General features: G+C 34.0%; 13 protein-coding genes. 9 read left to right on the top strand and 4 right to left on the bottom strand.

The window, feature by feature from the left end; all coding sequences use genetic code 11:
• Positions 1-806: 806 nt before the first annotated feature.
• Positions 807-1,433, bottom strand: coding sequence for a putative polyvalent protein kinase domain-containing protein (locus tag B0A81_RS14655; RefSeq protein WP_089058731.1), 627 nt, complete (start codon positions 1,431-1,433; stop codon positions 807-809).
• Between the two features lie 184 nt (positions 1,434-1,617).
• Here B0A81_RS14655 and B0A81_RS14650 point away from each other — a divergent pair, with 184 nt between their 5' ends.
• The gene (locus B0A81_RS14650; protein ID WP_089058730.1) at positions 1,618-2,022 is read left to right on the top strand and encodes a helix-turn-helix domain-containing protein; all 405 of its coding nucleotides are present in this window, start codon (positions 1,618-1,620) and stop codon (positions 2,020-2,022) included.
• A 394-nt stretch (positions 2,023-2,416) separates the two neighbouring features.
• Here the strand turns inward: B0A81_RS14650 and B0A81_RS14645 are convergent, their stop codons facing one another.
• The 3 genes from B0A81_RS14645 to B0A81_RS14635 all read right to left on the bottom strand — a co-directional run bounded on the left by B0A81_RS14645 (position 2,417) and on the right by B0A81_RS14635 (position 5,251).
• Positions 2,417-2,914, bottom strand: coding sequence for a hypothetical protein (locus B0A81_RS14645; RefSeq protein ID WP_089058729.1), 498 nt, complete (start codon positions 2,912-2,914; stop codon positions 2,417-2,419).
• Positions 2,915-3,195: 281 nt separating this feature from the next.
• A complete protein-coding gene (locus tag B0A81_RS14640) occupies positions 3,196-4,617 on the bottom strand; it encodes an RtcB family protein (protein ID WP_089058728.1) in 1,422 nt (473 codons plus the stop codon).
• A 73-nt stretch (positions 4,618-4,690) separates the two neighbouring features.
• Positions 4,691-5,251, bottom strand: coding sequence for a hypothetical protein (locus B0A81_RS14635; RefSeq protein ID WP_089058727.1), 561 nt, complete (start codon positions 5,249-5,251; stop codon positions 4,691-4,693).
• A 126-nt stretch (positions 5,252-5,377) separates the two neighbouring features.
• On the opposite strand from B0A81_RS14635, the gene B0A81_RS14630 reads away from it, so the two are divergent.
• The 8 genes from B0A81_RS14630 (at position 5,378) to B0A81_RS14595 (ending at position 15,321) form a co-directional block, all read left to right on the top strand.
• Positions 5,378-5,992 carry an HD domain-containing protein gene (locus B0A81_RS14630; protein WP_089058726.1) on the top strand — a complete coding sequence of 205 codons (615 nt, stop codon included), beginning with the start codon at positions 5,378-5,380 and terminating at the stop codon, positions 5,990-5,992.
• A gap of 243 nt (positions 5,993-6,235) precedes the next feature.
• On the top strand, positions 6,236-7,273 hold the full coding sequence (locus B0A81_RS14625) for a helix-turn-helix transcriptional regulator (RefSeq protein WP_089058725.1): 1,038 nt from the start codon (positions 6,236-6,238) through the stop codon (positions 7,271-7,273).
• Positions 7,274-7,494: 221 nt separating this feature from the next.
• Complete coding sequence (locus B0A81_RS14620) at positions 7,495-7,953, top strand: MarR family winged helix-turn-helix transcriptional regulator (RefSeq protein ID WP_089058724.1); 459 nt, start codon at positions 7,495-7,497, stop codon at positions 7,951-7,953.
• A 50-nt stretch (positions 7,954-8,003) separates the two neighbouring features.
• Complete coding sequence (locus B0A81_RS14615) at positions 8,004-10,394, top strand: 3-hydroxyacyl-CoA dehydrogenase/enoyl-CoA hydratase family protein (protein ID WP_089058723.1); 2,391 nt, start codon at positions 8,004-8,006, stop codon at positions 10,392-10,394.
• Between the two features lie 100 nt (positions 10,395-10,494).
• Positions 10,495-11,676, top strand: coding sequence for a thiolase family protein (locus B0A81_RS14610; protein WP_089058722.1), 1,182 nt, complete (start codon positions 10,495-10,497; stop codon positions 11,674-11,676).
• A gap of 123 nt (positions 11,677-11,799) precedes the next feature.
• Positions 11,800-12,150: a four helix bundle protein gene (locus B0A81_RS14605; protein WP_089058721.1), complete on the top strand. Its 351-nt coding sequence runs from the start codon at positions 11,800-11,802 to the stop codon at positions 12,148-12,150.
• 45 nt (positions 12,151-12,195) lie between these two features.
• Positions 12,196-14,001: an acyl-CoA dehydrogenase family protein gene (locus B0A81_RS14600; RefSeq protein WP_089058720.1), complete on the top strand. Its 1,806-nt coding sequence runs from the start codon at positions 12,196-12,198 to the stop codon at positions 13,999-14,001.
• 306 nt (positions 14,002-14,307) lie between these two features.
• On the top strand, positions 14,308-15,321 hold the full coding sequence (locus tag B0A81_RS14595) for a glycoside hydrolase family 18 protein (protein ID WP_244281433.1): 1,014 nt from the start codon (positions 14,308-14,310) through the stop codon (positions 15,319-15,321).
• Positions 15,322-15,401 lie beyond the last annotated feature (80 nt).

Raw genomic sequence — 15,401 nt, 5'->3', positions numbered from 1 at the left:
GAGGGACTAAATTTCACTGACAAAGACAAATCAGTTTTCTTTGAATGGTCATCTTTTTAAGAGTGATGGTCTCTGGCGACAAGCCGCTGTCAAACTGAACCAAATCAGTGCAGGATTCGAACCTGCGAACTTTCTATTACTCTACCGGATTGAGTTATCGCATTGCTGCGAATGGGATTCGAACCCACAACATATAGAGTGAGATCATTTTTTGGAAAACAATCAAAACCTCCAAATCAAGTTGCATAGAAAAACATAATACGCTTTTGCGAAAAGTTCTCTACAATGGTGCTATACAGAAACACGCAACAGGACTTGTTTGATATTTTAAAACTATAGACAATCTTGTCATTCCGATGCAGGAGGACACGAGCGATAGCGAATTGGCGAAGCAATCTCCGCAACGTGACCACCATCTATAGTTATCTCATTTTTTGTATTTAAAAGAACTTGTTTTACTTCTTGAGCAAATATTCAAATTGTAGTACGCAGTAATTCTGCGTAGTAATTAAATTATTTTTAAAAAAGGTTTTAAAACAAAAAAACGCCTTGAAAATCAAGGCGTTTTAGTTTATAATCTATGTCTATTTTATTGAAACAATTCTTTTCTAATTTTTATTAAAGTTTGAATGGCGTTTTTTTCATTTGGCTTTTCTGGCAAAATTGACGTTTTATAATAATTTTCGATTGAAATAATTTATTTGTCTGTTATTTCTAAGGTATCTGAACGGGAGTTTTTAACCAAAAAAAATATTTCCTAATAACTTCGAAAAGGGTTAGATTTTAAAATCTTAAATCTCTAGTCGTCATGGTTTGTAAAACTGATCTGTAATGTAGAAAACAGTATCGATAAAAAACAAATTACCTTTAGATGTCAAAACATTTTCATCATGTAAATCTTCTAAAATTATACCAAGTTCCTTATGAAGATAATCGTTATTTCTGGTGTTAACAAAACCGTTTGAGGTTAAAAATAGTTTTACATTTTCTAATTCTGTTACACTATCAGATTCTACAAATTTCTGTTCTACCACAGCATAAAGCAAATCTGCCTGTTCGTAAAAACCAATTAATTGATATGCTGTATCAGGGAAAAAATAATTATTTAGGAGTAAATTATTCAAATAATCTTCCCAAGTTTCATAATAAATACTATCGTTTAGTTTTATTACTTTATGTTTGTTTTGAAGATAAACTTTTTGTTCGGCTCCCGATGAAACAAAGGCATTAATATTTATAAAAGTAATCCAAAAACTATTTTGATCACAAAATTGCTTAATTAGCGCTGTTTCTTCACTTTTGATTTGCTTGCTTGACTCAAACGTTCCGCTTGTGCTCGTGCTTTTTCTAAGGTAACGGGAGATTGTTTGGATAGAATTTCCATGCCTAACTTGGCTCTTTCCTGAAATGATATTTTGTAATTCATGTTTCATGAAGTTTATAATGCAAATATAAAAAATTTAAAGTTACCATTTATTTCATGAAATAACGCCATAATTAAACAAGAAAAAACTTATTTTTACACTACAAAAAAACAACCCAAACCGTAGTTTACCAAATAAATCCTGTTTTTTACCAATCTTTAATTTTTTCGAAAATTTTAAATACCTTTGAATTATGAGCACAGAAACTAGACCCAGAAATATTGGCCGAAATATAAGCCGAATTAGAGAGCTTCGCGGCATGAAACAAGGAGCACTTGCTGATGCTATTGGCACAACCCAACAGACTATTTCGAACATTGAAACCAGCGAAACTGTTGATTTCGAAAAATTGGTAGAAATTGCAAAAGCACTTGGCGTAACAGTAGAAGCGATTGAAAATTTTACCGAAGAATCTGTTTTTAATTTCTTTAATAACTTTTATGATTATAGTGCTAATAATGGTCAAGGAAATGGAAACACTAATCATAATGTTTGCACATTTAATCCTCTTGATAAAGTTGTTGAGCTTTACGAACGTTTGGTTCAGGCTGAAAAAGAAAAGGTTGAATATTTAGAGAAGTTGTTGAAAGGGAAATAAGAATTTTTCTTTTTATATAAAATTGAAAAAAGCGCAAAACTTATGGTTTGCGCTTTTTTTGTTAATTCAATTATTATTTACTTTTAATTAATCATCACTGTTGCTATTCCCTTGCATTATCAAGGTTCATTTAGAGCAAATCGTTTTTTTAGCCACTCCCGATAGCTATCGTGATAAAGAATTAAAGGGATTAGAAAAAATATGCGTAAAAAAATTCTTTGCGGTTATAATAGCCACAAAGTTTGTCATTTCGACCTAAGGAGAAATCTTCGCGAGAAACTCTACAAAGTTTAGATTCACTTTGCGTAGCTGCTTGCGGAGATTTCTCCTTCGTCGAAATGACATGGAATGCGAAAAAACCTTTGTCCTTTTGTAATGCTGTTCCTTGAAATACTCAATTTTCAATTAGCCATTTCTCTGCCTTTTCGATAACTTCTTTCTCGATAATATCTAGATTAAGATCTTTGTAATACCAATTGACTTCGCCTGCAGACAAATCATCCCAAACATATTGAAGAACCGAGAAATCAACTATATCTTTATCTACAGCAAATTCAAAATAGAAATGCAGCATATTTTTCAAATTGCCTCTCACATTCTCCCGTTTCACTATTTTGTTTAAAAAATATCTTATATGACTTTTTTGAGACTCTTCTTCATTTTTTGTCGTTAAATTTAATTCTAAAAAAACGGCTTCTAGATAAGGTTTAATTTCATCAGAATCAATTGGTTTATAGAAACATGCAAGCGTATAAATAGCTTCGCTCTCATAGCCTAAATTGATCAATTCGATCGCCCAGTCTTCAATTAAATCAATATTTAGAAATTTATAAGTATGAAAGACCAGAATGTAATCTGTCAGTATTTCAAAATCTCTATTTACTATTTCCATGTTTATTTTTTTAATTGCGCAAAGACGCAGAGTTACAACCTTTTATTTTGCCATTCCCGATAACCATCAGGAATGCATGAAAAAATATTCATAACTTTCCAGTTAAAATAGCCACAAAGTTTGTCATTTCGACGAAGGAGAAATCTTCGCGAGAAACTCTACAAAGTTTGGATTCACTTTGCGGAGCTGCTTGTGGAGATTTCTCCTTCGTCGAAATGACAAACAGTACGAAAAAAAACTTTGAACCTTTGTTACTCTGTCACTGTGAACCTAAAAAAAAACTAATCTTCTCTACTTCCATCATCTGCCATTCTTACTAATTTTGGTATAAATTTAGCAACTACGTCAACTAAATCTTGTTGCGCTTCCATAACCTGATGTATATCCTTGTAAGCCATTGGCGCTTCGTCAAGACCTGCACCAATAAGTGTTACACCATGGTCTTTCAAGATCGATTTCATTTCGGATTGTGTAATGCTTTTTATAGCTTTTGTTCTACTCATTTGTCTTCCTGCTCCGTGTGAAGCCGAGTTTATGGCGTTCTCCTCTCCTTTTCCTCTAACCAAAAATCCTGGTGCAGTCATACTTCCCGGAATGATTCCCATAACACCTTTTCCTGCCGGAGTTGCTCCTTTTCGATGCACAATAACTTCTTCACCATTCCAAACTTCTTTCCATGCAAAATTATGATGGTTTTCGACTTTGGCTAAAATATTGGCTCCTAAAGCTTTTTCCATTTTATTATGGATAATTTCATGACAAGCCGAAGCATAATCTCCTGCTAGATTCATCGCCATCCAATATTCCTGACCCAATTGTGAACTCATATCCAAATACGCTAGATTTCTTGCAACTTCGGGCAGTTTACAAACGTCTTTGGCTATTTTAGTGTAATGTCCCGCAATTGTTGCTCCCATTCCGCGCGAACCGGAATGCGTTAACAAAGCGACGTATTTCCCTTTTGGAATATTTAAAACAGCATCATCTTCTGCAAATTCCATAATTCCAAATTCGACAAAGTGATTTCCTCCGCCAGAAGATCCTAATTGCGACCAAGCTTTATCTTTTAAGTTTTTCACAAACGGATTCATATTAAAAGCATCATTCTCTAAAACTGCATGATCTGATTTATATTGACCATGAAATCCGTGACCTGCTCCAAAAATGGAATTTGCAATTAATTCTCTTTTAAATTTAGCTTCGTTTTCAAAGTAAAAAGCTTCAGGAATATCATAAACAGACAATGCCATTCTACATCCAATATCAACCCCGACTCCATATGGAATAATGGCATTTTTTGTGGCTAAAACTCCACCAATAGGCAATCCGTAACCTTGATGCGCATCTGGCATTAAAGCTCCCGCAACCGTAACAGGCAGTTTCATGGCAACTTCCATTTGTTTTCTGGCTCCGTCTTCGATATGATCTAAACCATAAGCCGAATACGCATTTGAAGTTTCATTTAAAGCAATAAAATCTTCTGGTTTTTCATTTGCTTTTTCGATTAAAGCAACTGCCAGTTTGCTAAAAATTTTATCGTCTATATAGTTTTCAGGATTTTCTAAGACGTTTTTGAAATTAGCAATCATTTCATCTCTTGTGAATCCGTTTCTTTTGCTATTTATCTTTAAGGCAATCCCAATTATTTTTCCTTCAGGGAATCCTAATTCTAATATATCTGTACCGTTTATTTGTGTGTTCATTATTTCTATTTTAAAGGGGCAAAGGTTCAAAGTGACAAAGACGCAAAGGTTTTTCTACTGCTTTGTTGTTATTTTAAAATCTCCCACGATTCTCTTTTTGTAATAATAAAATTTTATGAATTCTCTTAATCTCATTTATAATTGGTCCCATTTCATATTCGATGTTGAACATCTTAAAAATATTCTTATCGCAAAAATATGCTCTAAAAAATGTTCTATTATCATCTACATAAATTAGTGGTCCAACGTATTTTTGCATAACCGTTCCAATAGTAAACTCTTCTAAAAAATCATCTAATTTCTCGTCAAAATGTTCGATATGATTTCGCATATCTCGGTTTTTTAAAACACTAGACTCACTAACATTATAAACTTTGCGAAGCTTTTCTGCTCTAATTTTATAATATCCTGTATTCTTTGAAGGCCAAAAAAAACGTGAAATCCCACCTACATTAAGAATGATATTTTGAAATAAATCAAGAATGATATTGTCATTCTTACAATCATAATATCCTTTTTTCCAAAATTTATTTAATGATTCAACATCATTCAAAATTGAACGTGTTTTATTTAATAAAGATTCAACATAAAAACCTTCATTAAAAGGATGGATTTCAAATTCTGAGTTTCTCATGACTATCAATTTTTATCAAAATTAGACAATTGGTTATTATTTTATTTCTTGAACAAAGATTTTAAAACTACTACGCAATTATTTCGCGCAGTAAAAAAAGAATTTTAAATTTGAGTAAAAAACAAGATGAATCTACAGAAAATTTATTCTGAATTACTTTTGAAAATTGGCTTTTCGGCAAATGAAATTCAGCAAAACTGGGCGGATTTAGAAAAGGCATATTCCAAAAAATCAAGGCATTATCATAATCTCACACATTTAAAAGAAATGATTGCGAGTTTTGAAATCTATCGCGATAAACTTCAAAATCCAAACGAAATATTATTTTCAATTTTTTATCATGATTTTGTGTATTCGGCTTCCAAAAAGGATAACGAACTTAAAAGTGCTGAATATGCTTTGGCGATTTTACCTGAAAACAGCAATCTAAATAAACAATTAGTATTTGATGCAATCTGTGCGACACAGCAACATCAGCAAAATGCAATTGAAGATATTAATTGGTTAATTGATTTTGATTTAAAAATCCTTGCTAAAGATTGGAATGATTACAAAATCTATTTCGAACAAATTCGAAAAGAATACCGCATTTATCCTGATTTTCTATACAAACCCGGACGCGCAAAAGCGTTGAAACATTTTCTGGAGAATGAGTTTATTTTTCAGACTGACGAGTTTAGGGATTTGTATGAGGAGAAAGCGAGAGCGAATATTGAAAAGGAAATTTCATTTTTACTATAAAGTATATCTGTAGAGACGCACGGCAGTGCGTCTGCGCAACGAATATCCAAAATACGTTAGACGCATTGCAGTACGTCTCTACGGAAAATTGGAACGAAAATAAAATCATTGAAAACGGGATTTCACTATTAACGTAAATGCGTGAGGGATTGAGGCGGCATCCTTTTATGAAGCGACAGCGGAATAAAAGATATAGCCGAAAGCCCGGTTCGCCGCGGCGAAACACGCCCAAAAACATAAAACATGTCACAAAATAAAAATGCCTTAATACGGTACAAAACCATCGATAAATGTCTGCAGAATAAATACAGACAATGGACACTCGACGATTTAATCGAATGTTGTTCTGAAGCTTTGTTCGAATACGAAGGTCGTGCAAACCCAATTAGTAAGCGAACGATTCAGATGGATATTCAGCTCATGCGAAGTGAAAAATTAGGTTATAATGCACCAATCGTGGTTTACGATAAAAAGTATTATAAATATGACGACGAAGATTTTTCGATAACCGATATTCCGCTGACGGAAACAGATATGAATGTTTTGACCGAAACGGTTTCGATGCTCAAACAATTCAAGGATTTCTCTTTATTTAATGATGTATCGGACATTTTGCAGCGTTTGGAGGATAAAATCTATTCGGAGAAGTCGCATACAAAACCGGTTATTTATTTGGATAAAAACGAAAAACTAAAAGGGCTTCATTATTTGGATGAAATTTATCAGGCGATTATCAAAAAAATTGTTCTTGTAATTACTTATAAATCGTTTAAATCGAAAGATGAAAATAAGTTTCATTTTCACCCTTTTATTTTAAAGGAATTCAATAATCGATGGTTTTTGGTCGGCAAGAAAAAAGGCTCTGCTCCTATTAGTAATTTGGCACTTGATCGAATTATTGCAATCGATTATGATTTTAACCTACCTTATATAGAAGAAGATTTTGATGCCAACTTGTTTTACAAAAACGTAATTGGTGTAACTGTAAATACAGGTTCAAGACCCACAAGAATCGAACTTTGGATTGATGCCATAAATGCGCCTTATGTCCTGACGAAACCTTTGCATGAGTCACAGCGTTTAATTAAAGAAAATAATGACAAAAGCATTATCATTCACTTGTTTATTACTTCAAATTATGAAATGGAACGCATTTTATTAGGTTTTGGAGACGGAATCGAAATTCTGCGCCCAGAAAACCTTAGAAACCGCATGAAAAACATTCTTCAAAAGGCTTTATCAAGATATGAAATGGAAAATAGTACTGAATTAAATGCATAATTTTTTACAGAATACAGAATAAAAAACGTTTTAAAAACTAAAAAAAGCTTTTTACAACATAAAAAATGTTAAAATCTAAAAAAAGAATAGTATATTTCACTATAAATAAACCACCAAAACCCTCTAAATCAGGGATGTTTTTTAATTAACCAAAAATTTAGTAAAAAATTATATGCATGCATAGTATTTTTTAATTATATTTGAAATCGATATAGTTACCTATGAAAGACAAAACAATAGATTATATTTTGAGAGCTACATGGCAGGCTGTTTCAAGAATGTATAATGAAGAGGCTGCAAAATACGATGCTACAATGGCGACGGGATTTGCTCTTTTAAGCATGGATAAGGAAGAAGGAACTCCATCAACCGCTTTAGGTCCTAGAATGGGTATGGAAGCTACGAGCTTAACAAGAACATTAAAATCTATGGAAGAAAAGGGTTTAATTGTTCGCAAGAAAAACCCAAGCGACGGCCGAGGTGTTTTAATCTACCTGACCGAATTTGGCAAAGAAAAAAGAGATTTATCTAAAAATACAGTTCTGAAATTTAATGAAACCGTTAGAAAACATGTCTCAGACGAAAAGCTGAAACATTTTATCGAAGTTTCGGAAATTATAAATGAATTAATTCAGGACAAAAACATATTTAATCAAACAGAGAATAAAGAAAATGAGTAGTTTTTCGTAAACAGATTCCTTTTCTACAAAAAAACAAATATTAAGTACCTATGAAACGCACAATTAAAAAAGTTGCTGTAATTGGATCCGGAATTATGGGTTCAGGAATAGCTTGTCATTTTGCAAATATTGGTGTTGAAGTTTTACTTCTAGACATCGTACCGCGTGAATTGACCGAAGCTGAAGCTAAAAAAGGATTAACTCTTGAAAGTAAAGCCGTTCGCAACCGTGTGGTAAACGAACATTTGGCGAATTCATTAAAATCGAAACCATCTCCTATTTACAGTCAAAAATTCGCAAGTAGAATTACAACTGGAAATACAACTGATGATATGGCAAAAATTGCCAATGTCGATTGGATTATCGAGGTTGTTGTGGAACGTTTGGACATTAAGAAATTAGTTTTTGAACAAATCGAGAAATTCCGCAAGCCTGGAACTTTGGTTACTTCAAACACTTCTGGTATTCCAATTCATTTTATGAGTGAAGGACGAAGCGAGGATTTTCAACAACACTTCTGCGGAACACACTTTTTTAACCCTGCGCGTTACTTAAAATTATTTGAAATTATTCCTGGTCCAAAAACTTCTACTGAAGTATTGGATTTCTTAAACGAATACGGCTCTAAATTTTTAGGAAAAACTTCGGTTGTTGCTAAAGATACTCCAGCATTTATTGGAAACAGAATTGGTATTTACGGAATCCAAAGTTTATTCCACTTGGTAAAAGAAATGGGATTAACGATTGAAGAAGTTGATAAATTGACTGGTCCAGTAATTGGTCGTCCAAAATCGGCTACTTTCCGTACGGTTGACGTTGTTGGTTTAGATACTTTGGTACACGTTGCCAACGGTATCTATGAAAACTGCCCAACAGACGAACAACATGAATTGTTCAAACTTCCAGATTTCATCACAAAAATGATGGAAAATAATTGGTTAGGAAGCAAAACTGGACAAGGTTTTTATAAAAAAGTAGATAAAGATATTCTTTCTTTAGACTTAAATACATTAGAATACCGCGCTGCAAAAAAAGCAAATTTTGCGACTCTTGAACTAACAAAAACTATCGATAAACCAATCAATCGTTTTAAAGTTTTAGTAAAAGGAACAGACAAAGCGGGAGAATTCTACCGTAAGAGTTTCGCTGGAATGTTTGCTTACGTTTCAAACAGAATTCCTGAAATCTCAGACGAATTATACAAAATTGACGATGCCATGAAAGCTGGTTTTGGATGGGAAAATGGTCCATTCGAAATCTGGGATGCAATTGGTGTTGCAAAAGGAATTGAAATCATGAAAGCAGAAGATTTAGCGCCTGCTGCATGGGTTACTGAAATGCTTGCTTCTGGAAGCGACAGTTTCTACTCTGTTAAAGAAGGAGCGACTTATTTCTACAACATTCCAACAAAATCACAAGTAAAAGTTCCTGGACAAGATTCATTCATTATTCTGAACAACATTCGCGAAAGCAAAAAAGTTTGGAGCAACAGTGGTGCAATCATTCAGGATTTAGGAGACGGAATTTTGAACTTAGAATTCCAATCTAAAATGAATACTATTGGCGGCGATGTACTTCAAGCTATCAATAAAGCAATCGACTTATCTGAAAAAGAATATCAAGGTTTAGTTATTGGTAATCAAGCAGCGAATTTCTCTGTTGGAGCTAATATTGGAATGATTTTCATGATGGCGGTTGAGCAGGAATACGACGAATTAAACATGGCAATCAAATTGTTCCAAGATACAATGATGCGTGTTCGTTATTCTTCGATTCCAGTTGTAGTAGCGCCTCACGGAATGACTTTTGGCGGTGGATGCGAAATGAGCTTACACGCTGATAAAGTAGTTGCGGCTGCAGAAACATACATGGGATTAGTTGAATTTGGTGTTGGTGTACTTCCTGGTGGAGGTGGATCTAAAGAAATGGCTTTGAGGGCTTCAGATTTATTCCGCAAAAACGATGTGGAATTGAACGTTCTTCAAGAGTATTTCTTGACAATTGCAATGGCTAAAGTTTCGACTTCTGGTTATGAAGCTTTTGACACTGGACTTCTTCAGCATGGAAAAGATGTTATTGTAGTAAACAAAGATCGTCAGATTGCTGAAGCTAAAAAACATGCTTTGATAATGGCAGAAGCTGGTTACACACAACCTATCAGAAGAACTGATGTTAAAGTTTTAGGTAAACAAGCTCTTGGAATGTTCTTAGTTGGAACAGATCAAATGGAAGCTGGAAAATACATTTCTGAGCACGACAAGAAAATCGCTAACAAACTTGCTTACGTAATGGCTGGTGGTGATTTATCTGAAGCAACTTTAGTATCGGAACAATACTTATTAGATATCGAACGTGAAGCTTTCTTATCTCTTTGTACTGAGCGTAAGACTTTAGAGAGAATTCAGTATATGTTAACTAAAGGAAAACCGCTTCGTAATTAGAGAATAAGATGAAAGAAGCAAGAAACACAAGGCTTCAAAACAAAGTTTTGTCTTTTCTATTGCCTCTTTCTTCTAATAAATCTTAAAAAAACAAAAACAAATGAAAACAGCATATATAGTAAAAGCATATAGAACAGCAGTGGGAAAAGCTCCAAAAGGTGTTTTTAGATTTAAAAGACCTGATGAATTAGCTGCAGAAACCATTCAGTTTATGATGGACGAACTGCCTGATTTTGACAAAAAACGTATCGATGACGTAATGGTAGGAAATGCGATGCCGGAAGCAGAACAAGGTTTAAACGTTGGACGTTTGATCTCTTTAATGGGATTAAAAGTAGAAGATGTTCCTGGTGTAACTGTTAACCGTTATTGCGCTTCTGGATTAGAAACTATTGGAATGGCAACTGCTAAAATCCAATCAGGAATGGCAGATTGTATCATTGCTGGTGGAGCCGAAAGTATGAGTTTTATTCCGATGGGAGGTTACAAACCAACTCCGGATTATAAAGTTGCTGCCGCAGGTCACGAAGATTACTATTGGGGAATGGGTTTAACTGCTGAAGCGGTTGCTAAACAATACAACGTTTCAAGAGAAGATCAGGATGAGTTTGCTTACAACTCTCACATGAAAGCTTTGAAAGCTCAAGCTGAAGGAAAATTCGATAAACAAATAGTTCCTATTACTGTTGAACAAACTTTCATCAATGAAAATGGTAAAAAAGAAACTAAATCATATGTTGTAAACAAAGACGAAGGACCAAGAGCTGGAACTTCTGTTGCTGCATTAGCAGGTTTAAGACCAGTTTTTGCTGCTGACGGAAGCGTAACAGCAGGTAACTCTTCTCAAATGAGCGACGGTGCTGCTTTTGTTTTAATTATGAGTGAGGAAATGGTAAAAGAATTAAATCTTGAACCAATTGCAAGATTAGTAAATTTTGCTTCTTCTGGTGTTGAGCCAAGAATTATGGGTATTGGTCCAGTAAAAGCTATTCCGAAAGCATTAAAACAAGCTGGTTTAGAATTAAAAGATATTGACTTAGTTGAATTAAACGAGGCATTTGCTTCTCAGTCTTTGGCTGTAATTCGTGAGTTAGGTTTAAATCCAGATATCGTAAACGTAAATGGTGGAGCTATCGCTTTAGGACACCCTCTGGGATGTACTGGCGCTAAACTTTCTGTTCAGTTATTCGACGAAATGAAACGCAGAGGTAATAAGTACGGAATCGTGAGCATGTGTGTAGGGACTGGACAAGGTTCTGCAGGGATTTACGAGGTATTGTAGTTTTTTTTTGGGGAGGAAAGAAGCAAGACTTACATTTGGGATGTATATATTTTAAAAACGTGTCTTTAAAAAGTAGTAAAAAACTTACTTTCTGTTTTTCTTCTTATCTTGCTCAAAAAAAACATGAGGCACAATTTTAAGAATTTGAAAATTTGGATTTTAGCTATGGAAATTACAAATGATATCTATAAACTAACATCCACTTTTCCTAAGTTAGAAACATATAGTTTAACAAGTCAAATGAATAGATGCTCTGTTTCAATGCCTTCTAATATTGCGGAAGGTTCAAACAGAGGAAATAAACACTTTCAGCATTATCTGAATATCAGTTTAGGATCATCATTTGAATTACAAACGCAATTACTGATAGCTTTTCAAAATGATTATCTATCTAAAATAAAAACAGAAGAAATAGAAAACAAAATAATTGAATTTCAAAGGATGATATCAGGTTTCATAAATAAGTTAGATTAATCTTTCTTCTTAACTCTTTCATCTTTTAATCTAAACAAAAACAAAATGGCAGATACAATCGAAAAAAACGTAACCCGTGGTGGTCAGTTTTTAGTTAAAGAAACAAAATGCGAGGATATCTTTACACCAGAAGATTTCTCGGAAGAGCAGTTAATGATGCGTGACTCTGTAAAAGAGTTCGTTGACAAAGAATTATGGGCGCATAAAGATCGTTTTGAGAAAAAAGATTACGCTTATACTGAATCATCTATGCGTAAAGCTGGTGAATTGGGACTTCTTGGAGTTGCAGTTCCTGAGGAATATGGCGGGTTAGGAATGGGATTTGTTTCTACAATGTTAGTTTGTGACTACATTTCTGGAGCTACAGGTTCTTTCTCGACTGCTTTTGGTGCTCACACAGGAATTGGAACTATGCCAATTACACTTTATGGTACTGAAGAACAAAAGAAAAAATACGTTCCAAAATTAGCTTCTGGAGAATGGTTTGGAGCTTATTGCTTAACGGAACCAGGCGCAGGATCTGATGCTAACTCAGGAAAAACTAAAGCTGTTTTATCTGAAGATGGAAAATACTATTCAATTACAGGTCAAAAAATGTGGATTTCGAATGCAGGTTTCTGCAGCGTTTTCATCGTTTTTGCTCGTATTGGAGATGATAAAAATATTACTGGTTTCATCGTAGAAAACGACCCTTCAAACGGAATTTCAATGAATGAGGAAGAGCATAAATTAGGAATTCGTGCTTCTTCTACTCGTCAGGTTTTCTTCAACGAAACAAAAGTTCCTGTTGAAAACATGTTATCTGAAAGAGGAAACGGTTTCAAAATTGCAATGAATGCTTTAAATGTTGGTCGTATTAAATTGGCAGCTGCTTGTTTAGATGCTCAAAGAAGAGTTACTTCTGGAGCTGTAAAATATGCTAACGAAAGAATTCAGTTCAATACTTCTATTTCTTCTTTTGGAGCTATCCGTTCTAAATTAGCTGAAATGGCAACTAATGCTTACGCTGGAGAAAGTGCTTCTTACCGTGCTGCAAAAGATATCGAAGACAGAATTGCTGCTCGTGAAGCGGAAGGAACTACTCACCAAGAAGCTGAATTGAAAGGTGTTGAAGAATATGCTATCGAGTGTTCTATCTTGAAAGTAGCTGTTTCTGAAGACGTTCAATCTTGTTCTGACGAAGGTATTCAGATTTTTGGTGGAATGGGATTCTCTGAAGATACTCCAATGGAAAGTGCTTGGAGAGATGCTCGTATCGCTCGTATCTACGAAGGAACAAACGAAATCAACAGAATGCTTTCTGTAGGTATGTTGATCAAAAAAGCAATGAAAGGTCACGTTGATTTACTTGGACCAGCAATGAAAGTTCAAGAAGAATTAATGGGAATTCCATCTTTTGATACTCCAGATTTCTCTGAATTATTTGCAGAAGAAAAAGGAATCGTTGCTAACTTGAAAAAAGTTTTCTTAATGGTTGCAGGAAGTGCTGTTCAAAAATACGGACCAGAATTAGATGCGCACCAACAATTATTAATGGCAGCTTCTGATATCTTAATCGAAATTTACATGGCTGAAAGTACAATTTTGAGAACTGAAAAATTAGCAAAAGCTCAAGGCGAAGATAAAGTTCAAGAGCAAATTGCAATGGCAAAATTATACTTGTACAAAGCAGTAGACATCGTAAACTTAAGAGGAAAAGAAGGAATCGCTTCTTTTGCTGAAGGTGACGAACAACGTATGATGTTAATGGGACTTAAACGTTTCACAAAATACACCAACCTGCCAAACGTAGTGGCATTAAGAGAAAAAATTGCCGCAAAATTAGTTGCAGAAGATACTTACTGCTTCTAATATAAAAATAGTTTTTAGCTTTTAATTTGTTTAAACCCGCACAACTCCGAAACTGTGCGGGTTTATTTTTTTGTCTTCCAAGTAAATATACACAAAGATTAAGCGCAATATTTTTGCAACGATTTGCAAAATATTCGTTAAAATTAACTTTTTAAGACAGACAAAATAGTTAAATATCAATTGTATTCCTTTATATTTAGCATTCTAAAAACGCTAAAAAAACATAAAATGAAACAAATTAACCTGATTGTCATGCTTTTGCTGTGCTGCTTATCAACAAATCTTTTTGCACAAAAAAACAAAAAAATGGATATCATAGCTTATTACACAGGCGATGATAAACTAATCAACGAATACGAAGTAAATAAGCTGGATCAAATTATCTTTAGTTTTTGTCATTTAAGAGATGGAAAATTAGGTGTTGATTCTCCTAAAGACTCCATTACTATTAAACATTTAGTTTCTTTAAAAGCTAAAAATCCACACTTAAAAATTATACTTTCACTTGGCGGCTGGGGCGGCTGCGAACCTTGCTCTGCTGCATTTTCGACTCCAGAAGGAAGATTGACTTTTGCAAAATCTGTAAAAGAAGTTAGTGATTATTTTAAAGTTGATGGTTTAGATTTAGATTGGGAGTATCCATCTATCGAAGGTCTTCCAGGTCATTTATATCAGGCAGCTGATAAGCCAAATTTTACAGAACTTCTTAAAATTTTACGCTCAACATTAGGTAAAAAATATGAATTAAGTTTTGCTGCGGGAGGTTTTCAAAAATGTTTAGATGAATCTATAGATTGGAAAGCTGTTGCGCCATTCGTAAATCGTATTAATATTATGAGTTATGATTTAGTAAATGGTTATTCTAAAGTAACTGGACATCATACTCCATTATACAGTACAAATCCAAAAGAAGAATCAACAGACAGAGCTGTTACTTATTTACTAAAACTTGGAATTCCTGCTGAAAAGTTAGTTATTGGAGGTGCTTTTTATACTAGAACATGGAAAAACGTTGCTAATGTAAACAATGGCCTTTATCAATCTGGAGAGCATATTCAAGGGGTTGATTTTAAAAACTTCTCTACTTATTATACAGAAGCTAACGGATGGAAATATTTTTGGGATGATAAAGCTAAAGCGCCTTACTGGTACAATGAAAAAGAAAAAACATTTGCAACTGGAGACGATTTAACTTCAATAAAAGCTAAAACAGAATATGCAAAAGCTAAGAAACTTGGCGGTATCATGTTCTGGGAACTTCCTCTAGATGCTCCTCGCAATGGAATGGTAAATACCATATACGAAACTAGAAACAAATAAAATCAGAATACTAAACAACCTAAAAAAACTTTTTTTAGGTTGTTTTTTTTTATAGTATTTTTGGGGTAACTCCCAAAAGC

The sequence above is a fragment of the Flavobacterium plurextorum genome, from assembly GCF_002217395.1.
Classification (GTDB): domain Bacteria; phylum Bacteroidota; class Bacteroidia; order Flavobacteriales; family Flavobacteriaceae; genus Flavobacterium; species Flavobacterium plurextorum.
Note: the sequence above shows the minus strand (reverse complement) of the source record. Positions and strands in the feature narration are given on the sequence as shown.